Annotated in this window: 24 protein-coding genes and 2 tRNA genes; 10 read left to right on the plus strand and 16 right to left on the minus strand. The window is 64.2% G+C overall.

Annotated features, from left to right (window positions below; all coding sequences use genetic code 11):
• The first annotated feature begins 12 nt into the window (after window positions 1-12).
• Window positions 13-1,533, plus strand: coding sequence for an NADH-quinone oxidoreductase subunit N (locus tag KF733_05045; protein ID QYK56850.1), 1,521 nt, complete (start codon window positions 13-15; stop codon window positions 1,531-1,533).
• 137 nt (window positions 1,534-1,670) lie between these two features.
• Window positions 1,671-2,624 (plus strand): GGDEF domain-containing protein, encoded by a 954-nt coding sequence (locus tag KF733_05050; GenBank protein QYK56851.1) that lies wholly within the window; start codon window positions 1,671-1,673, stop codon window positions 2,622-2,624.
• An 8-nt stretch (window positions 2,625-2,632) separates the two neighbouring features.
• Here KF733_05050 and KF733_05055 read toward each other — a convergent pair.
• Window positions 2,633-2,718 (minus strand) — tRNA-Leu (locus KF733_05055).
• 152 nt (window positions 2,719-2,870) lie between these two features.
• Between KF733_05055 and rpmG the strand changes: the two genes are divergently transcribed.
• Window positions 2,871-3,041, plus strand: coding sequence for a 50S ribosomal protein L33 (gene rpmG, locus KF733_05060; GenBank protein QYK56852.1), 171 nt, complete (start codon window positions 2,871-2,873; stop codon window positions 3,039-3,041).
• Window positions 3,041-3,223 (plus strand): 50S ribosomal protein L32, encoded by a 183-nt coding sequence (gene rpmF, locus KF733_05065; protein QYK56853.1) that lies wholly within the window; start codon window positions 3,041-3,043, stop codon window positions 3,221-3,223. The genes rpmG and rpmF overlap by 1 nt, the downstream gene beginning before the upstream one ends.
• 8 nt (window positions 3,224-3,231) lie before the next feature.
• Here the strand turns inward: rpmF and KF733_05070 are convergent, their stop codons facing one another.
• The 9 genes from KF733_05070 to KF733_05110 all read right to left on the minus strand — a co-directional run bounded on the left by KF733_05070 (window position 3,232) and on the right by KF733_05110 (window position 12,194).
• Window positions 3,232-4,353 carry a phosphopentomutase gene (locus KF733_05070; protein ID QYK56854.1) on the minus strand — a complete coding sequence of 374 codons (1,122 nt, stop codon included), beginning with the start codon at window positions 4,351-4,353 and terminating at the stop codon, window positions 3,232-3,234.
• Entirely contained in the window at window positions 4,350-5,354 is a 1,005-nt protein-coding gene (gene ruvB, locus KF733_05075; GenBank protein ID QYK57156.1) for a Holliday junction branch migration DNA helicase RuvB, read from the minus strand. The genes KF733_05070 and ruvB overlap by 4 nt, the downstream gene beginning before the upstream one ends.
• 32 nt (window positions 5,355-5,386) lie before the next feature.
• Window positions 5,387-5,983: a Holliday junction branch migration protein RuvA gene (gene ruvA / locus KF733_05080; GenBank protein QYK56855.1), complete on the minus strand. Its 597-nt coding sequence runs from the start codon at window positions 5,981-5,983 to the stop codon at window positions 5,387-5,389.
• Window positions 5,984-5,998: 15 nt separating this feature from the next.
• Window positions 5,999-7,633, minus strand: coding sequence for a DUF4127 family protein (locus KF733_05085; GenBank protein ID QYK56856.1), 1,635 nt, complete (start codon window positions 7,631-7,633; stop codon window positions 5,999-6,001).
• Between the two features lie 28 nt (window positions 7,634-7,661).
• A complete protein-coding gene (locus KF733_05090; GenBank protein ID QYK56857.1) occupies window positions 7,662-9,167 on the minus strand; it encodes a YifB family Mg chelatase-like AAA ATPase in 1,506 nt (501 codons plus the stop codon).
• Window positions 9,168-9,188: 21 nt separating this feature from the next.
• Window positions 9,189-9,857 (minus strand): hypothetical protein, encoded by a 669-nt coding sequence (locus tag KF733_05095; protein ID QYK56858.1) that lies wholly within the window; start codon window positions 9,855-9,857, stop codon window positions 9,189-9,191.
• On the minus strand, window positions 9,854-10,117 hold the full coding sequence (locus KF733_05100) for a hypothetical protein (GenBank protein QYK56859.1): 264 nt from the start codon (window positions 10,115-10,117) through the stop codon (window positions 9,854-9,856). Before KF733_05100 ends, KF733_05095 begins: the two co-directional genes overlap by 4 nt.
• A 73-nt stretch (window positions 10,118-10,190) precedes the next feature.
• Entirely contained in the window at window positions 10,191-11,594 is a 1,404-nt protein-coding gene (gene pyk, locus KF733_05105; GenBank protein QYK56860.1) for a pyruvate kinase, read from the minus strand.
• A 42-nt stretch (window positions 11,595-11,636) separates the two neighbouring features.
• On the minus strand, window positions 11,637-12,194 hold the full coding sequence (locus tag KF733_05110) for a redoxin domain-containing protein (protein ID QYK56861.1): 558 nt from the start codon (window positions 12,192-12,194) through the stop codon (window positions 11,637-11,639).
• 62 nt (window positions 12,195-12,256) lie between these two features.
• On the opposite strand from KF733_05110, the gene KF733_05115 reads away from it, so the two are divergent.
• Window positions 12,257-13,474, plus strand: coding sequence for a hypothetical protein (locus KF733_05115; GenBank protein ID QYK56862.1), 1,218 nt, complete (start codon window positions 12,257-12,259; stop codon window positions 13,472-13,474).
• Here the strand turns inward: KF733_05115 and hutI are convergent.
• The 3 genes from hutI to KF733_05130 form a co-directional block, all read right to left on the minus strand.
• Window positions 13,459-14,685 carry an imidazolonepropionase gene (hutI, locus tag KF733_05120; GenBank protein ID QYK56863.1) on the minus strand — a complete coding sequence of 409 codons (1,227 nt, stop codon included), beginning with the start codon at window positions 14,683-14,685 and terminating at the stop codon, window positions 13,459-13,461. The genes KF733_05115 and hutI overlap by 16 nt on opposite strands.
• Window positions 14,682-15,602 (minus strand): agmatinase family protein, encoded by a 921-nt coding sequence (locus tag KF733_05125; protein ID QYK56864.1) that lies wholly within the window; start codon window positions 15,600-15,602, stop codon window positions 14,682-14,684. Before KF733_05125 ends, hutI begins: the two co-directional genes overlap by 4 nt.
• Window positions 15,603-16,075: 473 nt before the next feature.
• Window positions 16,076-17,866, minus strand: coding sequence for a DUF2207 domain-containing protein (locus KF733_05130; GenBank protein ID QYK56865.1), 1,791 nt, complete (start codon window positions 17,864-17,866; stop codon window positions 16,076-16,078).
• Between the two features lie 105 nt (window positions 17,867-17,971).
• On the opposite strand from KF733_05130, the gene KF733_05135 reads away from it, so the two are divergent.
• The gene (locus tag KF733_05135; protein QYK56866.1) at window positions 17,972-18,463 is read left to right on the plus strand and encodes a hypothetical protein; all 492 of its coding nucleotides are present in this window, start codon (window positions 17,972-17,974) and stop codon (window positions 18,461-18,463) included.
• Between the two features lie 65 nt (window positions 18,464-18,528).
• Here the strand turns inward: KF733_05135 and KF733_05140 are convergent, their stop codons facing one another.
• A complete protein-coding gene (locus tag KF733_05140; GenBank protein QYK56867.1) occupies window positions 18,529-19,446 on the minus strand; it encodes an AraC family transcriptional regulator in 918 nt (305 codons plus the stop codon).
• A 138-nt stretch (window positions 19,447-19,584) separates the two neighbouring features.
• Between KF733_05140 and KF733_05145 the strand changes: the two genes are divergently transcribed.
• From KF733_05145 to hutU, 3 genes are all read left to right on the plus strand, one after another.
• Window positions 19,585-19,661: transfer RNA gene (locus KF733_05145), tRNA-Pro, on the plus strand.
• A 16-nt stretch (window positions 19,662-19,677) separates the two neighbouring features.
• Window positions 19,678-20,121: a hypothetical protein gene (locus tag KF733_05150; protein ID QYK56868.1), complete on the plus strand. Its 444-nt coding sequence runs from the start codon at window positions 19,678-19,680 to the stop codon at window positions 20,119-20,121.
• 42 nt (window positions 20,122-20,163) lie between these two features.
• Complete coding sequence (gene hutU, locus KF733_05155) at window positions 20,164-21,807, plus strand: urocanate hydratase (protein QYK56869.1); 1,644 nt, start codon at window positions 20,164-20,166, stop codon at window positions 21,805-21,807.
• Window positions 21,808-21,820: 13 nt separating this feature from the next.
• Here the strand turns inward: hutU and proS are convergent, their stop codons facing one another.
• On the minus strand, window positions 21,821-23,326 hold the full coding sequence (gene proS, locus KF733_05160; protein QYK56870.1) for a proline--tRNA ligase: 1,506 nt from the start codon (window positions 23,324-23,326) through the stop codon (window positions 21,821-21,823).
• A 71-nt stretch (window positions 23,327-23,397) separates the two neighbouring features.
• Between proS and KF733_05165 the strand changes: the two genes are divergently transcribed.
• Window positions 23,398-25,038: an FAD-dependent oxidoreductase gene (locus tag KF733_05165; protein ID QYK56871.1), complete on the plus strand. Its 1,641-nt coding sequence runs from the start codon at window positions 23,398-23,400 to the stop codon at window positions 25,036-25,038.
• Here the strand turns inward: KF733_05165 and KF733_05170 are convergent.
• Window positions 25,035-26,372, minus strand: coding sequence for a hypothetical protein (locus KF733_05170; GenBank protein QYK56872.1), 1,338 nt, complete (start codon window positions 26,370-26,372; stop codon window positions 25,035-25,037). The genes KF733_05165 and KF733_05170 overlap by 4 nt on opposite strands.
• Between the last annotated feature and the right edge of the window lie 18 nt (window positions 26,373-26,390).

Consider the following 26,390-nt stretch of genomic DNA (forward strand, 5'->3'; position numbering starts at 1 on the left):
TCGCAACGGCGTATGGCGGAAGGCCCCATCCCAGTCGTCGATCTTTGGGCGATCGCACCCGTGAGCCTCGTGATGCTGACCGGCATCGTTGTGCTCATCGTCGAGATGTTCCGCCCGAAGCACAACAACAACGTGATCGTCGGTCTGAGCCTGCTCGGTCTGACGGGGGCGATCGCAGCCGCCTGCATGCAGTTCGGCATGCCCGCCGGCAAGAGCTTCGGCGACATGGTCTATCGAGACCACTTCGGACTGGTCCTGCAGATCTTGATCGTCGGCGCGTGCTTCGTCGCGTTCCTTTTCAGCGAGCCCTACCTGCGGGAAAAACGGATCGCGTTCGGCGAGTTCTATCCCCTTGCCCTTTGGGCTTGCAGCGGCGCGATGATCATGGTCACCACGACCAACATGCTGATGCTCTTCCTCGGCCTGGAAGTCCTCAGCATCGCGCTCTACTGCCTTGCAGGGATGAGCCGCGCGGAAGCACGCTCGGAAGAAAGCGCCCTTAAGTACTTTCTCCTGGGAGCGTTCGCGAGCGCGTTCCTCCTGATGGGCATCGCCTTCCTCTATGGCCCCAGCGGCACACTAGACCTGAGCGCGGCGACCGCAGCGGCTGCGGCCGACCTCGAATCCTACAATGCCTTGGCCGCCTTCGGCGTCTCGATGCTCTTGATCGGGCTCGCGTTCAAGGCAGGCCTCGTGCCCTTCCACCAGTGGACCCCGGACGTCTACCAGGGAGCGCCCACGAACGTCACCGCGCTGATGGCCGCGGTCGTCAAGGTGGCGGCCTTCGGAGCCTTGGTCCGGGTTCTCGACGCGACCAGCGTCTTCCAGCAGTACTGGTTCCCGATGCTGTACTGGATCGCGATCCTCTCGATGACCCTGGGCAACCTCATCGCCCTCATCCAGAGGGACGTCAAGCGGACCCTTGGTTATTCGAGCATTGCGAACGCTGGCTATATCCTGGTCGCGCTCCTGGCGCACCTCAAGATGCCGGACCGAATCCCGCTTACGACGACCATTTTCTTCCTGGGCGCCTATAGCCTCATGACCCTGGGCGCCTTCGCCGTCGTCTCGCTCACCGCTAAAAATGGGTCCGAGGGTACGAGGTTCGCCGACCTTCGCGGGCTCTGGCACCGCGCCCCCTTCGCGACCGGCTGCTTCATCGTCTTCTCGGCCAGCCTTATCGGGGTGCCGCCTACCGTCGGCTTCTTCGGCAAGCTTTTGATCTTCCAGGACGCCCTCACGGCAGGCTTGCCGACCCTGGCCATCCTCCTCGCCGTTAACTCGGCGATCAGTGCTTACTACTACCTCGGCATGATCCAGGCCGCCTTCGTCAGCCCCGAAGGGGCTCTGCCGGCCCGCTCGGCCCGCCCAAGCGCGGGGACTAACCTGGCCACCCTTGTCTGCGTTGTCGGGATTTTTGCTATAACGATCGCTCAAACACCGGTGCTGAAAGCGATCGAAACTCCCGCCCTCAAGTACGCCCGCCCCGTACCCAAGGAAGAGCTCCGGATCTTTACCGCGCCTGGACAATAAGGTTGACCGGAAATCCGTCGCCGGATCCTGAACGCGGGGGCAGAATCAGCCGAAATCATTAGATGGTGCTTGACCTGGATCGGGATTGCTCGATAGGACTGGCTATGTCGAACTTCCACAAGGCTCAACAGTCAGCAATGGGGCTCCCGATCGAGATCCTTGCGTGGATTTGCGCCGCCAGCCCCAGTCGCCTTTGGGTCGTGGACTCGCTCGGGGAGCCTTGCTACCAAAACCAGCAGGCGGAAGAGATGGGCGCGGCCATGTGGCCCGCTTTCCGCCAGGCGATCTGCCTGGCCCTGGGATTCAAGGACTGGCAGAGCCTGGCCTCGGAAGAGTGTGGCAAGCCCATCGGGGCGACCATCGCCGACCCCCTAGGCTCGAGCGTGCGCTACGAGTCCCTCGTGCTCACGATCCCGGGCGACCCGGTGCAGGTCCTGGTCTGGATCCTGCCCACGTCCGGCGCTGAGAAAGCGGCCCGTCCGCCCCTAGAAGGGCCGGACTTGACCGATCTCCAGTCCGAGCTGGTGGTCAGGGCCATGCAGTACCAGGAGATGTACCTCCGCGAGGAGAAGCTCGCCCATACGGACGGCCTCACCGGGGTCCTCAACCGGCGTGCTCTCGTCAACCGGCTCGAGCGGTCGCTCGCCGAAGCGGGCTTCGCCGGCGAACCGGTCTCCTTCATCCTGCTGGACATCGACCATTTCAAGCGGCTAAACGACACCTTCGGCCACCAAACGGGCGACCAGGCCCTGAAGGGGATGGGCGTCCTGATGAAGGAGAGGGTGCGCGACATCGACTACGTCGGCCGAATGGGCGGCGAAGAGTTCGGCGTGGTGCTACCCCATATCCCGGCTCCAGCTGCCGTGAACGTGGCAAACCGGTTGCGGGCTGCGATCGAGGGGGCGGAGCTGTGCTGCACGCCGTTCACGGCGAGCTTTGGGGTCGCGACTACGGTCGATGGCAAGGCCACCGCAGACGAGATCTACAACCAGGCGGACAAGGCGCTTTACGCCTCTAAGCACGGGGGCAGGAACCGCGTGACCCACTTCGGCGACTTGCCCGCGGAATCCGCCGACGCGCCCGCCGCCTAGCCTGAAAGTGGTGCCCAGCGTGGGACTCGAACCCACACGGCCTTGCGGCCAACGGATTTTAAGTCCGCTGCGTCTACCATTCCGCCAGCCGGGCCCACACCGCATTTTGGGAGATAGCCCGCCCTGAATACCGGGCATGGCCGTGGCCCTAGAGTCCTGGTTTTTGTCGGTGAACTGAGCACGGGCTCGTCAATGGGGCCATAATCAAAGTTCGTCGAGCCCATCCAGGGCCGGAGCGTTTGACCAATGGCAAAGAAGAAAGGCGAAAAGCGCGAGATCATCCGGCTCGTTTGCACCGAAGACGGTAAGCATTACGTGACGACGACGAAGAACAAGCAGAACACTCCGGACAAGCTCGAGCTACAAAAGTTCAACAGCAATCTCCGCAAAGTGACCCTGCACCGAGAGAAGAAGTAATGCCGAATCCGAAACGAAAGTTTAGCCACCAGCGGACGGCCAAGCGCCGCACCCACTATACGACGGACTTGCCTGAAGTCACGCCGACCAAGAACGTGGGCGGCGAGGCCTTCTCCAAGAACCACTGCGCGTCGCCGGACGGCTACTATAAGGGTCGCCGGCTCCCCGGCTTCCGCGACTAGCCTCGGGTTCAACCGAGCAACGACTTCCCGATCGGCCAGTCCACCCCTAGGTGGCTGGCTACGGTCGCTCCCACCGCGGTGTAGCCCGCGAACTCGCCTAAGTCCGCCTCAGGGCCTCCTTGGACCAGCGCTAACGGCGCGTATTCTCGTGTGTGGTCGGTCGAGGTGTCCGTCGGGTCGTTCCCGTGGTCGGCGGTGAGGGCCAGCAACGTCTCCGGGCCCAACCGGGATAGCCTGAGGCCCAGTTCGTGGTCGAAAGATTCCAGACACTTCGCGAACCCGGCTGGGTCGTTCCGATGCCCGTAGAGCATGTCGAAGTCTTCGAAATTTGCGAAGACGAACCGGGCGTCGCTGGTCAGCGCTTGATCCAGGGCCAGCCAGTGCTCCGCGTTGCTCTGGGAACGCCTCGTCTCCCTAAAGCCCCGCCCGCCGAAGAGCTCGGCGACCACCCCCACCCCGTAAACGTCGCCGATCCGATCGACCAGGTTCGGCGGCGCCTCGAGTGAGAAGTCCTTGCGGCGCTCGGTTCGGACGTACGCGCCCGGCGAGCCTGAAAAGGGGCGGGCGATCACGCGCTGGACGTTGTTCTGCCCGGAGCAAAGTCTTCGCGCCACGCGGCACATTCCGTAGAGCTCTTCAACCGGGACGGTCTCCTCGTGGCACGCGATCTGGAAAACGCTGTCAGCACTTGTATAAACGATCGGGAAGCCCGTTTCCTGGTGGAGCTCGCCGAGTTCCGCAATGATCTGGGTGCCGCTCGCCGCGCGGTTTCCCAGCGTCTGCGTCCCGATTTCCCGCTCAAACTGCTTGATGAGCGAAATGGGGAAGCCCTCGGGGTAGGTGGGGAAGGGCCTCTCGACCACCGCGCCCATCATCTCCCAATGCCCGGTGACGGAGTCCTTGCCCATCCCGAGAGGCCGCAGGCGGGCAAACCGCCCGTTTGGCGTGCCAATGCCGCAGGCCGCTAAGAAGCCGGACCGTCCCAGGTTTGGGGCGGAGAAGCCCCCGACCGCCTCCCAGACGTGGCGGACGGTCGCGGAGTCGAGCGGGTCGCCGAAGTCCGGCGCGTCGGGCGCAGCCCCCGCCCCGCAACCATCCAGCACGAGCACCACTGCGCGGCGGTCGCTCACTCCGCGTTCCCCGGTTCGGAGAAGAGGCTCGCGGGCCTTGCCGGTGCCTTCATGCCCAGGTGCTCGTAGGCGGCGGCCGTGACGCACCGCCCGCGCGGCGTCCGCTGCAAGAAGCCCTGTTGCATCAGGTAGGGCTCGCACACGTCCTCGATCGTCCCTGAGTCTTCGCCGGTGGTCGCGGCAAGGGTTTCCAGTCCGACCGGTCCTCCCTGGTATTTCTCGATGATCGCCCGCAGTAAGTCCCGGTCGAGGCGGTCCAGCCCGCGATGGTCCACGTCGAGCGCGGTGAGCGCTGCGTCCGCGACCCCCCGCGTGATCACGTCTTGGCCGTCCACTTGGGCGAAGTCGCGCACGCGGCGAAGGAGGCGGTTCGCGATGCGGGGCGTGCCTCGCGAACGCCGTGCGATCTCTTCTGCGCCACCCGGATTAGCCGAAACGCCGAGGATGCCGCAGGACCGCGTCACGATCTCCAGTAGCGCCGCCTGGTCATAGAAGGGGAACTGGAGGACGATCCCGAACCGGTCGCGAAGCGGCCCGGTCAGCAGCCCTTGCCGAGTCGTGGCCCCGACCACCGTGAAGGGCGGAACGTCGAGCCGGATGGAACGGGCCGCCGGCCCTTTGCCGATCATCACGTCGACCTTGCGGTCCTCCATGGCGGGATAGAGGATCTCCTCGACCGGCCGCGCCAGACGGTGGATCTCGTCGATAAAGAGGACCGCCCCGGGATCCAAGTTGGTAAGGATGCCGACGAGGTCGCCGGGTCGCTCGATCGCGGGGCCGCTCGTGACGTGGAACGTGGCTTCCATCTCGGTCGCCACAATGTGGGCCAAGGTCGTCTTGCCGAGACCCGGCGGCCCATAGAGCAACACATGGTCGACCGGCTCCTGCCGCTGGCGGGCCGCCAGGAGGAAGACCCCAAGGTTGCGCTTGATCGCTTCCTGTCCGATGAATTCGGCCAGGCGGCGGGGTCGGAGCGACTGCTCGACGCCGAGCTCTTCCAGCTGTTCGCCGGGATCGAGTTCGGGGGTTCGGCTCACCGGCGCAAACTCCTCAGCGCGGCGCGAAGCTGCTGGGTCTCGTCTTCGTGCTCCTCGCGGGCTTGGGCGGCGGCCGCTTCGGCTTCCTGGCGCTTATAGCCGAGCGTCATGAGGGCGTCGACGATCTCGTCCCCAGTTCCGTTTCGCTCGGTGACGACCGCGGTGGCGGGCACCGCCCGGCTTGAGAGGCTGAGGTCGGAGACCTTAGTCTTGAGTTCCAACGCGATCCGTTCGGCGAGCCGGGGCCCGACTCCCGGGACCTGGGTCAGCGTCCTGGTGTCGCCTTCGGCGATCGCGCGGGCCGCGCTCGTCTCGCCGAGGGTGCTCAAGACGGCGAGACTAATTTTTGGCCCGCACCCCTTTACATCGCGGAGGAAGTCGAAGAGCTGCCGTTGGTCCGCGTTGGCGAAGCCGTAGAGGGTCACGTCGTCCTCGCGGAAGATCTGCCGAACGACGAGCGTCAGCGGTTCCCCGACCGCGACCGCCGCTGAGAGCGACAAGGGGGCCGAAACGGCATAGCCAACCCCGGCACAGTCGACGACCAACCCTTCGGTTGAAATCTCGACGACGGTTCCAGTGAGACGGGCGATCATGGCTCCACCTTTTGGTCAGCCACTGGTGGGCGTACCCTTCGTCTGCGCCACTTCGATCTTGAAATCGAGCTTTACTTCGTAAGCCCGCGGCCAGGGGAGCTTGATCTGAACGTCGGTCAGCCGCTCGACCTCGTACTGCCGGTTTCCGGCGAAGAACCTCGTGCCCTGTAGCTGTTCCTTGAAGCGTTGCTGGAGCCGTGAGCCGAGGTCTTCCCGAACCATTTCATCCACTTGGTCGAACGCGCTCCCATAGGTCTCCTCCCGGTTAGCGCCAGGAGTCGAATCCAGCATTTTGTACGCGAGGGGACGGACGTACTTGTGGTACTCGAAGTCGTTCACCAAACGGTGGAGGATGAAGGCGCGCAGGGCGACCTCGCGCCGCACGGGGTCCACGCCGAGCTTGCGAGCAAGTAGATAGACGTTCGCGGCGGGGATCGTGGTCCCCATCGTGTTGCCGGCCGTGTTCCAGCCTGCATAGGCGAGAACGCGCGAGGAGCGGCCCTCGTCGGTCAATGCGCGGAACACGCGCTCGTCGCCGGTCCCGCTTGAGCCCAAGTTCACGTCCGCGACAGCCACAGGCATCCCTTGGTCCACCTCGCTCTTCAGCGAGCCGAGGAACGCGTCCAGCGCGAACTCGCGCGGGTCGGGCGTGTTCACGTAGAGGGAATAGTCGAAGCTCTCGCCCTGCCGGGCCACCCGCGCCCCCGAGGAGGCGATCTGCTCCATCAGTGAGTTGTCGATCGTGTCCGACTCGTAGAACGCGACCTTCTGACGTCCCGCCTCGTCCGCATAGACCACGCGGACGACCGGTGACCATTGCGCCGCCTGGACCAGCGCCCGTGAAAGGAGCAGGTTGCCGATCTGGTCGATTCCCTCGGCAAAGGTCGTCCGGTCCCGCACGCCGAGGTTGGTCGCCATCGCCTTGAGGCGGGCCGTCTCGGGGACGTGAGGGCCGGTCGGCCGAGCGTCGTCCTGGCCGAACACGGCATAGTCGAACACCCCGAAGTTCGTCATGCGCACCAGCTCTTGCTGGATGCGGTGGTCGCGGTCGCGGATCACGTCGTAGCGCTCGATCTCCCCGGCGGGGATCCGCTCCTTAAGGTTCTTCAGGCTTTGAAGAAGGTTCTTATCGCCGCTCGTGCGATGGGCCTCGCGCAATTCGACGTATCGGGCCAGGTCGAGCCGCCACTTCGAGGCGGTGCGCGTCGCGGTCGGCGCAAGCCGCATCAGCGTGCTGAACGCATAGACCCGCGTGCCCGGGGCGGTCTTCCGGATCCTCCACCAGTCGCGCAGGCGCTTGATAGCGAGGTTATAGCTTGTGCGGTCGGTGCGCGAAGCGATCAGACCACCATAGGCGATCATGTCCGTGTTCAGGATGACCGCCTCGTACCCAGCCATGCGGGGCCCCAGCCACTCAATGATCTGCTCCGGGCGCCCGGGCTGGGTGAAGCGGCCGAGCAACTCGGCCGGAGGGGTCTCGACCGTGACTCCCGCGAGCTCGCCGATCATCTGCGCGAACTGAGTCGTCGCAGGGCGGTCGTCCAGCGGGACCAACAGCACGCGCCGCTCTGCGCGGGCGTCCTGCTGGCCGCCCGCCATCGCCGCCGCCGCCAGGCATCCGAGGGCCAGGGACAAGAAACGGCGGCGCATAGGGAGACAGAAGAATACCATTGCTGGCCTAGGCGTCTTGCCCTCTATACTGGACGGCCTCGGAGAGATGTTCGCGTCGCACGTCCTCGCTCGACGCGAGGTCGGCGATGGTCCGCGCGACTTTCAGCACCCGGTCGTAGACGCGGGCGGAGAGGTTTAGGCGCCCCGCCACGAGCTTCATAAACTCGGCGCAGTCTGGGTCCAGGTGGACCGCCGCCTTCACCTCTCGCGGCGTCATCTTTGCGTTGACCTTCGCCTTGCCGAAGCGCTGGTTCTGGCGTTCGCGCGCGGCGGCGACGCGCTCGCGGAGTTTCTCGCTCGGCTCGCCTCCCGGCTTCCCGATCAGCTCCTCCGGGCGGAGCCTCGGCACGGTCAGGTGCAGGTCGATGCGGTCGATCAGCGGCCCGCTAATCTTGCTCGCGTAGCGTTCGCAAGAGGCCCCGCCGATGCACTTCGCCTCCGGATACCCCTTATAGCCGCAGGGGCAGGGGTTCATCGCCCCGATCAGGATGCACTCCGCGGGGAAGTCGAGCGAGGCGGAGACCCGGCTGACGCTCACCACTCCGTCTTCCAGCGGCTGCCTAAGGGCCTCCAGCACGTCCCGGTCGTACTCTGGCATCTCGTCCAGGAAGAGGACCCCCAGGTGCGCCATGCTGATCTCGCCCGGCTTCGGGTTCTTGCCGCCGCCCACGAGCGCGGCGTAGCTGGTCGTGTGGTGGGGCGAGCGGAAGGGCCGCTCCCAGACCAGCCCCTCGCGACCGGACTTGATTCCACACGCGCTGTGGATGCGCGTCACCTCGATCGCTTCCGGCAGCGTTAGCGGCGGCAGGATTGTGGGCAACCGGCGGGCGAGCATCGTCTTGCCGGAGCCGGGAGGCCCGTTCATCAGGAGGTTGTGGCCCCCGGCCGCGGCGATCTCGAGCGCGCGGATCGCGTGGGTCTGGCCCTTCACGTCGGCAAAGTCGATCTCGTATTCCGTCTTCGGCCGGGCCGATTCTTCGTGCTGGAAGGGCTTGACATCGAGGGCGCCGTTCAGCAGTTCGACGGCCTCGGTGAGGTTCCGGACGCCATAGACCTCCAGCTCCGGCGTGATGGCGGACTCGGCCGCGTTCTCAACGGGCACCACGAGCCGCTCCGCCTTGAGGTTGCGACACATGAGCGCCACGCTCACCGCCCCGTCGACCGGGCGGAGCGAGCCGTCCAGGCCGAGCTCGCCGATGAACACGGTCGAGCGAAGGGCCGCCATCGGGACTTGGCCGCTGGCCGCCAGAATCGCCATCGCTATTGGCAGGTCGAGCGATGGGCCCTCCTTGCGCACGTCCCCTGGGGCGAGGTTGCACACGATCTTCGTGAAGGGGAAGCTCAGGTCGCTGTTGCGGATCGCGGTGCTCACCCGATCCTGGCTTTCTTGCACGGCTTTGTCCGGCAGGCCGACAAGGATGAACTTCGTCGCGCCGCCCTGCAGGTCGACTTCGACCGTCACGGGAACCGCTTCGATCCCCGCCAGAGTCGCCGCCAGGGCCTGCGCGATCATGCGGGGGAAAGCATAGCCCCGCTAGGGGAGCCGCGACAAGGTCAAAGTCAGCTTTGCCGGGACTTGGAGCTCGTCGCTCGGCATCGTGACGCCGGTGACCGTCACTTTCGCCTCCAGCGGCCAGCCCTTCGCGCGGGAGATTACAAAGTCCCCTTCCGCCGTGACCGGTTTCGGGACGTCGGTCTCCGCGAACACCATGTGTACGGTGGCCTTTTCCTTATCGAACGCAGTCAGCGTCCACTGCCATTTTGCGGCCGGCAGGTCGCCCACGCCCTCCGTCCGCTCCCAGGTTTGGCCAAGCTCCACCGGGGCGGCGAGATAGACAAGGTCGAGCGGGCGCAACGTGCGGGCTAAGAGGAAAGGCTCGGTGGGGCGCGGCGAGCGGTCGCGGACTTGGCCGCGCACGTCCCGCCTTTCACTCAGCTTCATGGGCACCGCTTCGTCGGAGGCGGGGTAGGTCTCGCCGTCGAACACATGCTCGGTGACGCTCGCCGCGACCTCGAGCGGGAAGAGGCCGTCGTCCCCCGGCTTGCCCACGGTCAGGCGCCATTCTTCCGTGAAACTGATCGCCTCGTCGTCCTCGGTCTCATAGGCGAAGACCGCGCGGTAACCGTGGACAGCCTCCTCCCGCATCTCGTAGCGTAGGGTCAAGGCGTCCTGGAAGAGGGCGAGGCTGAGGAGAAAAGTCATTTGACGGATTCGACGGGCGTCTCGTCCTTGTGGCGGTAGCCCCTTTCTCGGGCCAGCCGCTCTCGGCCGAGCGGGCCGTCCACGGCTGCGGCTTCCCGCGCGAGGTCTGTGCGGTCCTTTTCTGCCGCGCGCGTCTCTTCGGCGGCTTGGCGCTGCAAGTCGCGCTGTTTGCGGGCTTCCTGCCAGGGCTTCGCGCCGGCGACTGCGCCTGCGAGGGCTCCGACGGCCAAGGCGATGATGATCCATGTCGTCCGTGACATTGCTCTTCATTCTGACGGCCGACCTTGCCGTGCGGGTTCATACGGCGGGCCCCAAGGCCTCGCAAGACCCGCGCTACGCCTGCCGGACCAGCACCATGTTCGTCAGGCCGCGCGTGCCGGGCGGGTAGGCAGAGGTGACGACATAGGTGTCGCCCCGTTGCAGGACTCCGCGCGCGACAAAGCTTTCGCTCAGGAACGCGACCGCTTCGTCCGTGTTCGTGGTCGGCGGCATCAAGATGGATTGAACACCCCAGACCAGCGCCATTTGCCGCTGGGTCGATTCTTCGAACGCGGCGCAGAGGATCGGGGCCTTAGGGCGGTGCTTGCTCACCAGGCGCGAGGTCGTGCCCGTCGTGCTTGCGGTGAGGATCGCGCGCACGTGCAACGCGTCGGCCAGCGTCACCGCGGCCAGCGCGACCGCCTCGGTCGAAGAATCGGGGATTGGGCGCCCCGCGCCCATCCACGCCCGCGGCTCGTGCCCCAGTTCCTCTTCAGTCCGCTCGGCCACCCGGGCCATGGTGCGCACGGCTTCGATCGGGAAGCGGCCGGAGGCCGTCTCCCCGCTCAGCATCACCGCATCGGTCCCGTCGATGATCGCGTTGGCGATGTCGCTCACCTCCGCCCGGGTCGGCCGTGCGTGGTCCAGCATGCTCTCCAGCATCTGGGTGGCGGTGATGACGGGCTTGCCGAGCCGGTTGCAGCAAGCGATGATCTTCTTTTGGGCCAGGGGCACGTCTTCGATGTCCATCTGCAACCCGAGGTCGCCGCGCGCCACCATCACCGCGTCGGAGGCATCCACGACGTCCCCGATGGTCTCCAGCGCCTCCGGCGTCTCGACCTTCGCCACGATCTGGATCGTGTCGCTGTACTGCTCCACCACCCTGCGCAGCTGGCGCAAGTCGTCCGCGCTGCGGACGTAGCTCAAGGCGATGTAGTCCGCGCCGAAATGGACGGCCTGGCGCACGTCCTCAAGGTCTTTCTCGGTCAAAGCGGGGGCGTCGAAAGACTTGCCGACAAGAGTCACGCCTTGGCGCGACTTGATCGTGCCGCTCGTGACGACGGTCGCCTGTAAGTGGTGGCCTAAATCCGTCTCGATGCGGAGCTCCACGTCTCCGTCCCCGAGCAGGACCCGGTCGCCCGGGGCCATCGCGTCCCAGACCGCCGATTCCGGGGCCTGGATCGTCGCGGTCGGGTCGGGGCCGATCGTGAGGGAGTCGCCCGCAACGACTTCGATCTGGCCGTCCTGGATCTGGCCGATGCGGAACTTCGGCCCCTGGAGGTCGACCAGGATCGCGACGGGTGAGAACCCCTGGTCGCACTCGCGGACCCACTTGACGAACTCTCGCTTCGATTCCCAGTCACCGTGCGAACAGTTGAGGCGGGCTACGTTCATCCCAGCCTCGATCAAGAGCTCGACCTTCTCCGGTGAGGCGACCGCCGGCCCCAGGGTCGCGACTATCTTTGTCCGCCGACGCATCTGGCGTGGTAGTACCTGATTCCCCCGCCCTTTGGTGGGGGGTCACTGGATGTCCGGGATGCCGCAACCGATCGCCTGGGTGAGGGGCACCGAGACGGGCTTGCCCGCGAGGATCTCGTCGAGCGCCTCGCGCACATCCTGGCGGACCGTGCCTTCCTTAAACCGCCCGTGGTCGGAATAGGTCTCGTTCAAACGGCCGCGGTAAAGCATCGTGCCGTCCGGGCCGATGATGGCCACCTCCGGCGTGACCGAGATCGCCAGCTTCTTCACAAGTTCCAGCTTAGGATCCATAAAGCCCGGGAAGTTCAACTTGAACTCCTTCGCGTGGGCATCGATCTCCTCCTTGGTCACCGAGTCGTCCAGCAGCACCCGGAAGAAGCGGACGCCCTTCGGCTCGTAGGCCCCTTGGATGCGGGTGTACTCAGGCGTGAACCGGTTCGAGATGGGGCAATCGATGGCGATGAAGAGGAGGACAGTCGCCTTGAAATCGGCGTCCACGAGGTTGTGGGACGCCCCCTGGAAGTCGGTAACCGGGGTCGAAGGGAGTTTGATCGTGGCTTGGGGGGCCAGGATCGCGGCGGCCAGCAGCGTCGACAGCATCTCTTTGCTCTGACGCCCAAGAACGGCGTGTCGTCACCGTGCGTCAATGTAAGCTAGGAACGATGCGGTTTGGACGCCTCCTCATTATGGTCTCAGCGGCTGGAACCCTGCTTCTGGGCTTGACCTGGCCCTCGAGGCCGGTCGTGGGCGAGCCAGTGACCTTCTCGCGCTCGATCGCACCGCTCATCCAGACCAAGTGCACGCCCTGCCACACCCGTGGCGGGCCCGCCCCCTTCCCCCTGGAGACCTACCGCCAGGTGAAGAAGAGGGGCGACCTCGTCCGCCGCATGATGCTCACCCGGCAGATGCCGCCTTGCTATGGCGGAAGCGACTTCGGCGAATTCTGCTCGGCGGGTGGCCCGATCACGGACGAACAAGGCGTCCTCGTCCAACAGTGGTTGAACGAAGGGGCGCCAGAAGGCGAGCCGATCGAAAAGCTGGAAGTCCCTGACCCCACCAAGTGGCGCATGGGCGAGCCCGACGCCATCCTAGAGTTCGCCAACGGCGTCGAGACGAAGCTGGAGGGCCGGCCCTATTGGCAAGGGTACGCGCTGCCCCTGGGCGCGCTGAAGGGCAAGCGGCTCCGCGCCATCGACCTCCGGGCAAACCAGCCCCTCGCCATGCGCTACAGCCATTTCGGCATCGCCAAGGACGGGCTGACCCCGCAGCAGCTCGATCCCCGCGGATGGGAGACGGGCGGAAGCATCGAGCGGTTCTCCAAGAAGCTGGTCGGCACATGGGCGCCGGGCTACCACCCCTGGAAGATGCCGGACGGCGTCTCGATGAAGTTGGACTCGGACTATCTGCTGGTGCAGCCCCTCTACCTGCCCCGCGGCCGGCACGAGGACGCGGGCTTCAAGGTCGCTCTCTACTTCTCGGACGGCACGGCCGACAAGGAGCCGCAATGGGAGCGGGTCGGCGACGACCGCTTCGCGATCCCGGCGCCGGGCGCCGTCTTGCTCGAGCCGGTCGGCGAGCTCCCCCCCTGCCGGGTGATCGGCGTGATCCCAGAAGCCCGCTTCTTCTGCTCGTTCGCGGGCGTGACGGTAGGAGAGAAGCACCTCTTCCGGAGCTTCCGCTGGGAGCCGTACTGGACAGGTTCCTACTGCTTCCCCGAACCCGTCCCGTTCCCGCAAGGGGCCAAGCTCCAAGGGCGGTTCCAGATGGACAACGACATCCACATGGGCAACAACGAGGGAACGCGCCCGGTGCAGATCCTGAGCGGCGACGATGAGCGGGACGAGATGGCCCGCATCCACGTGCTCTACGTCCGGGACTGATTGAGGGTCGCGGCCAACTGCCGTCCGCCTAACAGGATCCCCGTCGGTCGCAAGGGGTCGAGCCAATACGCCAGCTCCCGCTCGTCTTCGCGGGGCCATAGGCAAATGTCCGCACGCTTCCCGGGGGCTAGCACCCCACGGTCACTGGAGCCCAGGCTCGCTGCCGCGTTCACGGTCGTCGCGACGAGCGCCTCGTGCGGGGTCATCCCGAGATACCGCGCGGCCAGAGCCATCACGAGCGGCAGGCCGTAGCCCGGCGAAGACCCGGGGTTGAAGTCGCTGGCGAGCACCACGGGTAACCCGGCCGCCATCATTTCAGGCGCGTCGGGATACTTCGCGAGGCCGAGGCCGAGCACGCTCAGGGGCAGGAGCACGGGCACGACCCCGGCCTTCGCCAAGGCCGCGATGCCGTCCGGCCCGGTGTGCTCCAGATGGTCGGCCGTCTTCGCGCCGAGTTCGGCTGCCAGCGCGGCCCCACCATGGTCGCCGAACTGGTCGACGTGGAGCCGCATCCCGAGCCCATGGGTCTTGGCCGCGTCGGCCAGGCGTCGGGCCTCTTCCGCTTCGAAATAGCCCTTCTCCACGAACATGTCCGCGTACTGGGCCCGTGCCGCGGCTTCCGGCAGCCCCGCCAAGACGACCTCCTCGAAGTAGGCCTCACGCCTCTCCCGGTACTCGGGGGGCACCGCGTGGGCGGCCAGATAAGTCGGCACGATCGGAGGGCCGGCGGTCCCGTTCGTCGCCGTATAGGCGTCTAGGATGCCGAGCTCGGATGCGACGCTTAAGCCGTACCCGCTCTTCCCCTCGATGAGGGTCGTGCCGGCCAGGGCCATGCGGTCTCGATGCCCCGAGACGACCTTTTCCAAGTCGGCCGGGCTCAACTCGCGCGTCGCCCGGACCGTACTGAGGATCCCGCCGCCCGCGGCGGCCACTTCCTGGTAGCTCGCGCCTTTGGCCCGAAGCTCGAGTTCCCGGTAGCGGCTCCCGCCAAAGCCGAGGTGGGTGTGGGCGTCCACCAACCCTGGGGTCGCGACGCCCCCTTGCGCATCGTGCGTTTCGTCGGCACCGGAAGGCGCGTCCTTCGCCTTGCCGACCCACGCGATGGTCTCGCCTTCCACGAGGATCGCGGCGTCGGTCGTGACCTCGACCTCCCAAGAACCGTGACACCGGGGGGTCGCCAAACGACCGATGTTCTGGATGAGAAGGCTCACGAGAGCCGCGTCACCAATCCGCTCGCGAAGTACATCAACGCCCCTGACCCAACAAGCGCCGTCAGCCCGGACGGATCGCGCTCCGGGTCGATCTCGACGATGTCCACAACGCGCACCCGGTGCGAGACCCCGCACCGCCGCACCGCGTCCAACAGCTCCCATGACGCGAAGCCGCCGGGCCTCGCCCCTGGGCAACCCGGAGCGAACGCAGAGTCGAGGCAGTCGATGTCCACGTCCACATAGACGGCCTCGCAGTGCATGGGAAGGGAAGAGATGGCGCGCGTGACCGCCGTCCCCAATCCTTCAGACCGCGCGCGTTCCAGGGTCACACGCTTCACGCCGGAACTCGAACCAAACCGCGCGTAGAACTCGGAGTTTGTGAAGGCCGCGATGCCCACCTGCACGATGTTCTGGCCGGGGAGGTCGTCGTCCAGAAGCGCGCGGACCGGATTGCCGTTGTGGAGGCCGTCTCCCAGGTGGCGCATATCCAAGTGCGCGTCGATCGTGACCAGCCCCACCTGCTCCAGCTTCAGGTTCAGCGCCTGCGCCATGCCAAGGACGCCCGCCCGCGTGACGCCGTTGTCGCCGCCGAGCAACACCGTCGCCTCGAACCCCGGCACCGCGCCCATCATCGCCTCCATGATCGGCGCGGCCGCGTCTTCGGGGCTCGACCCGTTCAAACCCACGTCGCCCAGGTCCACCGCACGTAGCGACCGCACGTCCAGGTCGCGCTCCACGTCGTACGTTCCCCAGCGGGCAAGCGCCTGGCGGACCGCGTCTGGTGCCAAGTCGCACCTGCCCGGGGAGATCGAGTGGTTGAGCGGGACGCCGAGCACGGACAAGCTCCCCTTGGTTTGGTCAAGCCGGGCGCCTTCCAGCCACGACCTAGCCCTCGTCCATTGCAGGTCTTCGTGCATGGCCTTTAGCATAGCCCGAGGCACGCGGAAATGCGGGCGTTCGCGGCGTTCTTGAACTTCCCCCAGGCTCGTGGAAAACTTTTCGCGAGAAAATTGCGCGGCCCCCTAGTATTTTCACGTTAAGAGCGTGTAAAGTTCCAGTTGTTGAATCGCAACGGGCCCGAACGTTCCGGTTACCTACCGGTGTGGCCCTGGGATTTAGCGACAGGGAACTGACCTGATCCCGGGGGAATCGCATAAGGGCGGATCGGGAGATGGAAGGGACACGCGGATGCCGAGCGGCGCGATACGGAAAGCGCACCGAGAGCGTCGGAAGCGTGGACAGGCATAGGCCATAGAAGCCCGGCCAGGCGCACCGAGGGGCGTAGACCGGGCTGGCCACTAGAGATCGCGCTCACATGGAGGGCGCGACGCCGGCAAAGCAAGCGAGGGCGCGGCGTGTTATTGGGATCGAAATACACGCCGCCCTTTTTTTACCAACTTCCGCCGCCACCGCCGCCGAAACCTCCCCCGCTGAAGCCTCCGCCCCCTCCCCCGCCGAATCCGGATCCTCCACTGGACGACTCCGATCGAGGCACCGTCGTGGCCGCAGAGCCGATCGCCCTGGTCGTCGAGTCCAACGAGTTCGCAAAATAGACCGGCGAGAAGGTCGTGTCGCGGGGCCCCACCCACCACACCGGCGGGCTTTGGACGACTTCCTTAAACGTGTCCGACCACCTATCGACCAACCCGAAGGCCACCGCGTAGGGGAGCAACTCCTCATAGCGCGCCTGGGCGATCTCCTTCTCAGCCACCCATTCCAGATAGGAACGCCGCCCCTTCATGGCTTCGTAGAAACCCGCCACGCGGTGCCGCGCGCGAGCGCCGAGCTGAGTTCGCCGCGGCATGATCGAGGCAAAGCTTATGACGAGACCGGCCCCGAGGGCCCCCCCGATAACGCTCGAGGCCAGCGAAACCTGTCCGTGCAGGATGTTGCGGCTAATAATGAAGAGGAACACCAGCAAAACCCCGCCCCCGATAAACGTGGCGAGCTTTGCCATGTCTGGACGGAGATGGTAATAGCCACGTCCCACGAAGTCGTCGAAAATCTTCTCCTTTAGGCGGGAAATCTTTACGCCAACGTCTGACACGAGTTTCGCGCGGGTGACGACCGATCCTTCTGGGCCGAGCGCTGCCAAGAGCTGGTCCTCGAACGCGGTGAGGCGCTGGGTCGGTTTTTTCGAAACGACGTTGATTACGGGATCTGTGCCAAAGAGGAACCTTTTCTCTGCGGAGAGCGTCAGGCACCCTTTAGCGGCGAGGGACACGATAGCGGCAGAGACATCGCGATTGTCCACTCGCTCGTCGATCAAAGCGCCGCATTCGGCCGGGCCAAGGCCGTCGGGAGGTTCAAACTCGACTCCAACCGGGCCAAGCTTGGGATCTTTCCCAAAGGCGTACCAGATTGGGAGCATCACGGCCAGAATCAAGACGGGGATCAGAAACCCCGAGTTCGGCCAGATCCACCAGCTAGCCAGGGTAAGAGGGTCTGGGTGCGGAACGACCGTGTCCGGCACAGAAAAGACGATGGTCAATCCCTCTCCAGGAATCAGCGGTTGTTTGCGTTGTCCGGAGAACTCGGTCTGCGAAAGCTTGATGGAAGTGAAGGTCTCGGGGTCAGCGGGGGAAGAGCCGGGAGAAGGTAGATAGTTCTGCGCCGAGGAACCGGTGTAACCGGTAAGAACCTTAGCCCTTGCCTTATCGGTCTCAGGGAAAGACACCTTAAAGCTTGACTCCTGGATCTCGGTGTCCCAGTCGTTGCCAGTGACGTTCCAATAAAGCTCGGCTTGCGGCTCCCAGTCCTTCCTTTTGTCGAACCAGTTAAACGCGTTGGTCACGGTGTAAGCGATGACGTAAGTCTTGTTGGTCCCCGGAGGAAACGTGACGTCTTCGTCACCGATCCGGATATTGAGATAGGCGCCGTCGCTCGTCACTAAAGTCGTCAGCGGTCGTCCGCTTTCGTCCTTGACCTGGATATCGCTCAAGGCGACCTGCCTCCGGAACGGAGTGTTGGTCTCATAGAGGAACGGGATCTTGCGAAAAATTCCGCGCCGAGGCTCCTGGAACTCGACCGAGATCGTCTCCTTCACGCGCAAGAGGGAATCCTTGCCGATTGAGATTTCTGCGTCGAAGCTCTTGATCAGGAACGGATAACCGCCACCATATTGTCCGCAGGCGAGAGCCGCCCACAGCAGGAGAAGAAGCGCCACCGCCCGTCGAGCCATCACTAACTAGAACGGCAGAGCGCCGCATAAGGCTTCAACGGGGCGCGGAGCCATTGGTCCCTCGGGAAAAGGCGGGGTCCGCGGCAGGGATAGACTCCGGCTCCCATGAGCACGAATTCGCAAGGAATCGACGCGCGCGCCTATTTGGCCGGCTGGCTGCAAGGCCTGACCGGGATGTACACGTCCGACATCAACGCCATCCCCGAGGACAAATGGACTGCGACCTTCGGCGGCTGCACCCGCCCGGCGAGCGAGATTTCGGCAGACGCCATTTCGCTTATGGAATGGACGACGAACGCCATGAAGGGCCAGGTTGAAAGTGACTACATGGGCCACATGGACAAGGTCAAGGAGGCTTGCGCCACGCGGGCCGGAACGGTCGAGCGCCTCGGAACTGCCGCCCAGGCCTTTACGGCCGCGCTCAATTCATGCAGCGACCAAGATCTCCAGAAGATGGTCACTCCGCCTTGGCAGATGGAGTCGCCGCTCTTCGGCATCGCCCAAGTAGCCGTCAGCCACCTTTGGTACCACGACGGCCAGTTGAACTACATCCAGTGCCTGCTCGGCGACGACAAAGTCCACTGGATGGGCGAATAACCCGGGCGGGACAGCCGACGAACCTGGCCCCCCTCCCCGGGAGAGGGGGCCTTTCGTCGTTCTCCTCAGACTTCGGCGCCAACCGGCGCAAGCGGCATGTAGAGGTCGGTGCGCACCTCCTCAAGAGGGACCTTGGTGCAGTCGTTCACGTAGACCTCGAAGCTGGCGGACGGGGCGGGCTCGCGACCGGTCGCGGGCACCGCTTGCCCCGCGAACCGCGCCCAAGCGTCGCTCAGGCCCTCATACGACCCCATGTGCGTCGCAACGGCGTAGTCGCCGCCAGCGATCTCCAGCATAGTCACGCCGACCGGAGTGTCATCCGGCAGGGTGTAGCCGGGCGGAACGGCAATGCAGGCGTCCGAACGAAGCTCCCCGGCAGGGACGCTGCCCGGGTCGTCATGAAAGACGCCCAGGACGGTCTCCACGGGCACTCCCGCAGGCCCCGCCCACTCGAAGAGCGCGCCGAACTTCGACCCGATCAGGTGGTAGGGGCCGGTGTGGCGCAAGGCGATGCAGCGCATCGGTTCGATTGTCTTGATTGTCGCTTCCATTGTCGTCTCCTGGGTGATGGTGAGCGCGGCGGCGGAGCGGCGGCCGTCCGGCCACCAGTGCACCTGGCTGTGGGCCCGGAGCTCATGGCGGCTGGGCGAGCGCCGATAGTCCGTCGGAGCCATCAGGTAGGCGCTCCGAAAGGCGCGGCTGAAGGCTTCCAGGCTGTCGTAACCCGCGTCCAGCGCGATCTCGCTCACGGACTGGTCCGTGTGCTCCAGCCGGTGGGCCGCCCGTTCCAATCGGAGCCGACGGACGAACTCGGCGATGGACTCACCGACTGCGCCCGAAAAGACGCGGCCGAAATGGTGACGCGAGAACCCGGCTTTGTCGGCGACTTCGGCCGGGCTCGGAGGCTGGTCGAGCCGCTCCAGGACGAACCGAATCGCTTCTCGAACGCGGGCCTCGTACTCGGCCACCGTGCTCTTTCTCATCCGCCGCCCATGGTAATCGCTTCGCTACCCCGAAAGCCTGATCAGATTAGCTCGTTTGCGCTTCAGATGTCCCACCGTGACTAAAGTGACGCGAAGCGATGGAGCGGGGCGTCTATCTTGGGTAGCATGGATAGGAATCGGGGCATGGCGCAGTTTGGTAGCGCGCTTCTCTGGGGGGGAAGAGGTCGTGGGTTCAAATCCCGCTGCCCCGACCATCGTTTTCCGCTGGTCTTGGCCTTGGCATTGGCCATCGGGTGCGGCGGCTCGGTCGGCGCCTTTTTTGAACGAGTGTTCGTCAGCCCCACGACTCGCGTCGTCCAGGGGTTGGACGGACGACTGCGGTTCGACATTCTCAACGGCACCTTCACCCAGGCCGTCACTTTTCTCCTCGCCAACGTCCTCTCGATCCCGCAGCTGCCGGCCCTGCTGGTCCTCAATGCGATCGACTTCAAAATCGAGGGCCAGGCGCCGACGAAGCCCCTCAGCTTGAAGGTCAAGTACGACCCCTCAAAGTTAGAGCAAGGCGTCGCGGAGACCGACCTCAAACTCTACCGGCTGGACGGCGGGGAAGCGGTCGAGGTCACTGGCGCGACGGCAGACCCCGAGAACAATCGAGTCGTCGCAGAGGTCATGGCCGAGGGCACTTACCTGGTCGCGGCCGAAAAGCCAGAGTAAGTCGCGGCTGGTTCTCGCCGGATATCGGCGTAAAATCCAGTCATGGCCACCGCGACACAGATCCGCGCCCCTCGCGGAACGACGATCTCATGCAAGGGCTGGCAGCAGGAGGCCGCGCTGCGCATGCTCATGAACAACCTCGACCCCGAGGTGGCCGAGCGGCCCGACGACCTCGTCGTCTACGGTGGCACCGGGAAGGCAGCGAGGAACTGGGAGTGTTTCGAGGCGATCGTCCGCACCCTTCGCGAGCTCGAAGACGACGAGACGCTGCTCGTCCAGAGCGGCAAGCCGGTCGCCGTCTTCCGGACCCACGACCTGGCGCCGCGCGTGCTCATCGCGAACTCGAACCTGGTGGGCAAGTGGTCGAACTGGGAGCACTTCAACGAGCTCGAGGCGAAAGGACTGATGATGTACGGCCAGATGACGGCCGGCTCTTGGATCTACATCGGCTCGCAGGGCATCGTGCAGGGGACTTTCGAGACGTTCGCCGCCTGTGCCGACCGTCACTTCGGCGGGTCGCTCAAGGGACGACTGGTCGTGAGCGCGGGCATGGGTGGCATGGGCGGAGCCCAGCCGCTCGCCGCGACCATGAACGGCGCAGCCTTCCTCGGCATCGACGTCGACCCCACCCGCATCCAGAAGCGCATTGACACTGGCTATATCGACACGATGACCGACGACCTGGAGGAAGCGCTCGCCCTTCTCGAATCCAGGCCGAACCTGAGCGTCGGGCTCGTGGGCAACGCGGCGGACGTCCTGCCCGAACTCGCTCGCCGGGGCGTCGTGCCGGATGTGCTCACCGACCAGACCAGCGCCCATGACCCAATCAACGGCTACGTGCCGAGCGGGATGTCTCTTTCCGAAGCCCTGGCCCTTCGCAAAGCCGACCCCGCCGAGTATCGTAAGCGATCAGTCGAGACGATGGGCCTGCACGTGGACGCAATGCTTGAGCTCAAGCGACTAGGGGCCGTCACATTCGACTACGGCAACAACATCCGCGCCTTCGCCGTCGAGGCGGGCGTGGCCGACGCCTTCGACATCCCCGGCTTCGTACCCGAGTACATCAGACCGCTTTTCTGCGAGGGCAAAGGGCCGTTCCGCTGGGCTGCACTCAGCGGCGACCCGGAGGACATCCGACGCACCGACCGCCTCGCGCTCGAGGTCTTCCCCGAGAACGAGACCCTCAAGCGTTGGATGGTTCTGGCGAGTGAGAAGATCCACTTCCAAGGGCTGCCTTGCCGCATCTGCTGGCTCGGCTATGGCGAACGCGCCGAGTTCGGCCTGGCGATGAATGACCTGGTCAAGCGGGGCGAGCTCCAGGCGCCGGTTGTGATCGGCCGCGACCACCTGGATTGCGGCTCGGTGGCTTCCCCGAACCGCGAGACGGAGGCCATGAGGGACGGAACCGACGCGGTGGCCGACTGGCCGCTCTTGAACGCGATGGTGAACACGGCCGCCGGGGCATCATGGGTGAGCATCCACAACGGCGGCGGCGTCGGGATCGGCTATTCGCAGCACGCGGGCATGGTCGTGGTCGCGGACGGCACAGAAAACGCGGCCTTCCGGCTGGAGCGGGTGCTGACGAGCGACCCCGGCATGGGCGTCGTGCGCCACGTCGATGCGGGCTACCCGGAGGCCGAAGCCTTCGCCAAGCGGCACGGCGTCAAGATTCCAATGAACCCCTAGCCCTTCGCGGGACTTAGTACGCCTTGGCGAAGACCACCCGCTGCTGGCTGGGCTGGCCGGAGAACACGCACCTGCCCGGTTCGGCGTCATCGGCGCGCAGCGGCGTTCGCGGGATGCAGCGGATGGTCGCCTTCGTCGCCTCGTTGATCTTCTGCTCGGTCTCGCGCGTCCCGTCCCAGTGGGCGAGGACAAATCCGCCTCCGCCCTCGCCGCTAAACCTTTCGGTGAAGTCATCCCAAGCGTCCACCCGATGGGTGTTGGCCTCGCGCATGGCGAGGGCGCGCTCAAAGAGACCGTGCTGCATCGCGTCGAGCCCGGCATGGATTCCGTCCACCAATTGCTCAAGGCTCAAGGTGCGCTTTTCTCCATCGTCCCTGCGGACGAGGATGCAGGTGCCGGCCTCCAAGTCGCGGGGCCCGAGCTCGACCCGGACGCACGCGCCCTTTAGCTCCCAATCGTTGAATTTGAAGCCGGGCGACTCCTTCTCGCGCTTGTCGACCTTGACTCGGACAGGGAGCCCGTTCCAATTCGTATCCGTTAACGTTTGAGCGATCCGGTCGGCCGCTTCAACGACCCGGACATAATCGTCCTTCCGCCCGATCGGAACGATCGCCACCTGCACAGGGGCGAGCCGAGGCGGGCAAACGAGCCCCTTATCGTCGGAATGCACCATGAGGAGAGTTCCAACCAAACGGGTGGAAACTCCCCAACTGGTTGCATAAACGTACTCCTGCTTGCCTTCTTGGGATTGGAACATAACGTCGAACGCCTTCGCGAAGTTCTGGCCCAAATGGTGAGAAGTGCCCGCTTGAATCGCGCGCAAGTCTTGGGTCATGGCTTCGATCGTGTACGTGTGGTCTGCCCCCGCGAACTTCTCGCCGTCGCTCTTGATCCCAGCCACGACAGGCACCGCCATCCAGTCTTGGGCGAACCGGGTGTAGATCTCCAGGATCGTCAGCGCTTCCTCTTCCGCCTCGTCATAGGTGACGTGAGCGGTGTGGCCCTCCTGCCAAAGGAACTCGGCGGTCCGCAAAAAAAGGCGCGGCCTAAGCTCCCAGCGCATGACGTTCGCCCACTGGTTGATGAGCAGCGGGAGATCACGGTAGGACTGGATCCAACTTTTGTAAGAGTGCCAGATGATCGTTTCGCTCGTCGGGCGGATGATCAACTCTTCCTCTAACCGCGCGTCGGGGTCCACGATCACACCGTTTGGTGAATCTTTAAGCCTATGGTGGGTCACGACCGCACACTCCTTGGCGAAGCCCTCGACGTGTTCCGCCTCCCGACTCAGGAACGACTTTGGGATGAGCAGCGGGAAATAGGCGTTTTGGTGCCCGGTGGCCTTGAACATGCCGTCCAGGGCGTCGCGCATCAATTCCCACATCGCATAGCCATGCGGTTTGATGACCATGCAACCGCGGACAACGCTGTTGTCCGCCAGCCCGGCCCGTTTGACCAGGTCGTTGTACCACTCGGCGTAGTTTTCGTCCCGCGGCGTTATTCCCAAGTCGCTCGCCATGAGGGGAGATTGTGACACCCGGCGTCCGCCTTTGCGGCGATAGGTCCGGAAGGTGCGGATACACTTGCAGAATGAGCACAGACCGCGACCCCGTGGCCTTTCCAACGCTGAGCGAGGCCCAAATCGCGCAGATCGCCCAGTTCTCCGAGCCCAAAACGTTCGCGGACGGCGAGTACCTGTTCCAAGCCGGGGTAGCTGGTTTCAGCTTTTTCCTTATCCAAGAAGGCGCTGTCGAGATCGTTGAAGATTCCGATGTTAGGCGTCGCCGTGTCGTCGTGCACGGCCCAGGCGAGTTCACGGGCGACGTCGATATGATCACGGGCCGACCTCCGGTCGTGAGCGCAGTGGCCCAGGGCAAGACGACTGTGCTCGAGGTCTGTCCCGAAAGGCTTAAGAAGATTGTCAGTGAACTGCCGGTCTTAAGCGATTTAATCCTTCGAGCTTTTATCCAGCGGCGCGCGCTTCTTTTAGAGGGTCCGTTTGTTGGGATTCGGGTCATCGGCTCGCGGTTCAACCGTGAAACATTGCGGATCCGAGAATTCTTGGCCAGGAATGACGTCCCCTACACTTGGACCGATGTCGAATCTGATCGCGACGTGCAGACCCTGCTCGATCGGTTTAACCTTTGCGTCGCAGACACGCCGGTGGTGATCCTTTTGGACGGCACAATCCTTAAGAGTCCCAGCACGGTCGAGATCGCCCATCATTTGGGGTTGAGCCAGTCTGTCAACCGCTCGCTCTACGACCTCATCGTGATCGGGTCCGGCCCGGCAGGTTTGGCCGCGGCGGTTTATGGAGCCAGCGAAGGATTGCGGACCCTCGTGATCGACAGCAGCGGCCCAGGTGGCCAAGCCGGGGCCAGTAGCAGGATTGAGAACTATATGGGGTTCCCCACGGGCTTGAGTGGCGCTGATCTCGCCCACCGGGCAATTATCCAGGCCCAGAGGTTTGGGGCGAGTTTCTTGACGCCGGGAGACGTGACGCAGCTGAGTTGTCGCAACCAGACAGCCCATAACATCCACCTTTCCGATGGCCGCGTCATCGCCGCAAGGTGCATCATTATCGCGACGGGCGCAAGTTACCGAAAACTTGAGCTTCCTGAATTGCCCAAGTTCGAAGGACAAGGCGTCTACTATGCGGCGACGCAGGTGGAGGCCGTACTCTGCAATGAGAAGCCTGTCGCGGTCGTCGGCGCGGGCAACTCGGCCGGTCAAGCGGCCGTGTTCCTCAGCGACCGGAGCGAGAAGGTCTACCTTGTCGTGCGAGGCGACGACCTTCGCAAATCGATGTCCTCTTACCTGGCAGACCGCATCGAGAACACTCCAAACATCGAGCTGGTTTGCGACTCGGAGATTGTTGAACTTTGCGGAGACTCCATGCTTGAAAGAGTCAAGATCGCCAACCGCTGCACGAAGGACGTGATGGATGTGAGTCTCTCAGGCTTGTTCGTAATGATCGGTGCCGATCCTTGTACGGACTGGCTTGCGTCAGGGCTGGGCCTGGACTCTAAAGGTTTCATCCTAACGGGCCCGGCGGCCAAGGAGAGCGGTGCATGGAGGCTCCTGCGCGACCCGTTCCTGCTTGAGACCACTTGCCCTGGGGTTTTTGCCGCTGGGGACGTCCGCTCAGGTTCAGTCAAACGAGTGTCGAGCGCGGTCGGCGAAGGTTCGATGGCGGTCTCGTTCGCGCACCAATTCCTCGCGACGCGTTAGGGCCTTAGGCGCACGCGAATCGTCTTCGTACTAACGCTCTTGTTCGCTACGAAGACCTTCGTCGTCAACTTCGCCCAGCCGGGAGCGTCGTTCGGGTTGATCCAAGTCGCCCAGTCGTTGCCGGAAGTCGAAAGCCCCTTACCGTTTAATAGGAACTCGACGCGGTGCTGGGGATCTCGCAGCCGGCTCCAGGCGGAGATAAGGGTGCGCTTTCCGATCGTGTCCCCATCCTTCAGAACAACGGGAACTATGGGATACTTTGCCTTTTCAGTCTCCGGATAACTGTTGACCGTTACACTTTGGCCCATACCTTTGCTTAAGAAATAGTCGCTCGAGATGGCCTGCGAATAGGCGGCGAGCACGCTTCGGTTCTGGGTCACAGCGTAGTTGTTGTTCTGTCGGTGGGCCAGTTCAAGGTTGTTGCCGTCAAAATAGTAGATTGCCTTGACGCGGGGAAACTTTCGAGGAAGGGCAGAGTAAAGCCCTCTAATGTTTTGGATCGCAAAGCTACTTTGGTCCTTGCCCTCCAGCGCTGAGAAATGAGTGGTTCCATATTCGCCGATCATGACCGGCTTGCGCGCCCCATACTTTTGGTAAATGTAGGTGAGCATGTCCACGGGATGGACGTGCCTCGCCGGGGTCCTGGGATTCTGGTTGAAGTAGGTGACGTTGTACATGTTAACGCCAACCCAATCCACCGCGTCGTCACCAGGATAGTAGGAAGGAATGTCACGGATCGGCGTCGAGTATGGGCACCAAACCATAGCTACGTTCGGTGCCTCCTCCCGCATGACTTTCGCGACCAGGCGGAATTTTTCGCGGTAAAGCTTTGGGTCTCGGTGCCAAGCCGTCCAATCCCCGTTCATCTCGCTCGCAAAACGCAACAAGATTCGGGCTCCTGTGTCTTTCATACCGCGAGCCAACATTCGGAGGGTTTGGTCGTCGCGAACGTGCTCCAATCCTTCGTTGGGCTCAAGGGCAATGTGGACCAGCTTGCCACTCATGGCAAGGAGCGTCACCCAGTCTTCGGGGAGGGGAGTCCCGTAACCCAAGTAGAAGAAGTAGGAAGCGTGTTCCTTGCCGGTCACGCTCTCGAACTCTTCCGGCAATCGGCGTGACTTACCGATGCTGTCGACGTAAGTTTGCTTTAGCGAAGAGTCGAGGTCGATGAAGGCCCCGAGATAACAGCCGTAAAGAGGCTCAAACTTGGCCTTGGTATAGTTCTTAAGGACTTCGGTCTCTGTCGGCGACCGGTGCAGATAGAGACTCAGATCGGCAGCGCTGGCCGAGCCGAGCAAGCCCACGGCTACGACAAGGCCAAGAAACCCCCTCATTCCCCTCAAATTTACCTC

It is taken from the genome of Fimbriimonadaceae bacterium, assembly GCA_019454125.1.
Classification (GTDB): domain Bacteria; phylum Armatimonadota; class Fimbriimonadia; order Fimbriimonadales; family Fimbriimonadaceae; genus JALHNM01.

What these genes read in the sequence shown, in the direction of transcription:
- KF733_05170 (QYK56872.1), bottom strand. Translation starts at nt 26,372, where the DNA reads ATGAGGGGGTTTCTTGGCCTTGTCGTAGCCGTGGGCTTGCTCGGCTCG.
- KF733_05140 (QYK56867.1), bottom strand. Translation starts at nt 19,446, where the DNA reads ATGAGAAAGAGCACGGTGGCCGAGTACGAGGCCCGCGTTCGAGAAGCG.
- KF733_05110 (QYK56861.1), bottom strand. Translation starts at nt 12,194, where the DNA reads ATGCTGTCGACGCTGCTGGCCGCCGCGATCCTGGCCCCCCAAGCCACG.
- KF733_05100 (QYK56859.1), bottom strand. Translation starts at nt 10,117, where the DNA reads ATGTCACGGACGACATGGATCATCATCGCCTTGGCCGTCGGAGCCCTC.
- KF733_05125 (QYK56864.1), bottom strand. Translation starts at nt 15,602, where the DNA reads ATGCACGAAGACCTGCAATGGACGAGGGCTAGGTCGTGGCTGGAAGGC.
- KF733_05050 (QYK56851.1), top strand. Translation starts at nt 1,671, where the DNA reads ATGGGGCTCCCGATCGAGATCCTTGCGTGGATTTGCGCCGCCAGCCCC.
- KF733_05165 (QYK56871.1), top strand. Translation starts at nt 23,398, where the DNA reads ATGAGCACAGACCGCGACCCCGTGGCCTTTCCAACGCTGAGCGAGGCC.
- KF733_05090 (QYK56857.1), bottom strand. Translation starts at nt 9,167, where the DNA reads ATGATCGCGCAGGCCCTGGCGGCGACTCTGGCGGGGATCGAAGCGGTT.
- proS (QYK56870.1), bottom strand. Translation starts at nt 23,326, where the DNA reads ATGGCGAGCGACTTGGGAATAACGCCGCGGGACGAAAACTACGCCGAG.
- KF733_05085 (QYK56856.1), bottom strand. Translation starts at nt 7,633, where the DNA reads ATGCGCCGCCGTTTCTTGTCCCTGGCCCTCGGATGCCTGGCGGCGGCG.
- pyk (QYK56860.1), bottom strand. Translation starts at nt 11,594, where the DNA reads ATGCGTCGGCGGACAAAGATAGTCGCGACCCTGGGGCCGGCGGTCGCC.
- KF733_05130 (QYK56865.1), bottom strand. Translation starts at nt 17,866, where the DNA reads ATGGCTCGACGGGCGGTGGCGCTTCTTCTCCTGCTGTGGGCGGCTCTC.
- KF733_05115 (QYK56862.1), top strand. Translation starts at nt 12,257, where the DNA reads ATGCGGTTTGGACGCCTCCTCATTATGGTCTCAGCGGCTGGAACCCTG.
- hutU (QYK56869.1), top strand. Translation starts at nt 20,164, where the DNA reads ATGGCCACCGCGACACAGATCCGCGCCCCTCGCGGAACGACGATCTCA.
- ruvA (QYK56855.1), bottom strand. Translation starts at nt 5,983, where the DNA reads ATGATCGCCCGTCTCACTGGAACCGTCGTCGAGATTTCAACCGAAGGG.
- KF733_05045 (QYK56850.1), top strand. Translation starts at nt 13, where the DNA reads ATGGCGGAAGGCCCCATCCCAGTCGTCGATCTTTGGGCGATCGCACCC.
- rpmF (QYK56853.1), top strand. Translation starts at nt 3,041, where the DNA reads ATGCCGAATCCGAAACGAAAGTTTAGCCACCAGCGGACGGCCAAGCGC.
- KF733_05135 (QYK56866.1), top strand. Translation starts at nt 17,972, where the DNA reads ATGAGCACGAATTCGCAAGGAATCGACGCGCGCGCCTATTTGGCCGGC.
- KF733_05095 (QYK56858.1), bottom strand. Translation starts at nt 9,857, where the DNA reads ATGACTTTTCTCCTCAGCCTCGCCCTCTTCCAGGACGCCTTGACCCTA.
- rpmG (QYK56852.1), top strand. Translation starts at nt 2,871, where the DNA reads ATGGCAAAGAAGAAAGGCGAAAAGCGCGAGATCATCCGGCTCGTTTGC.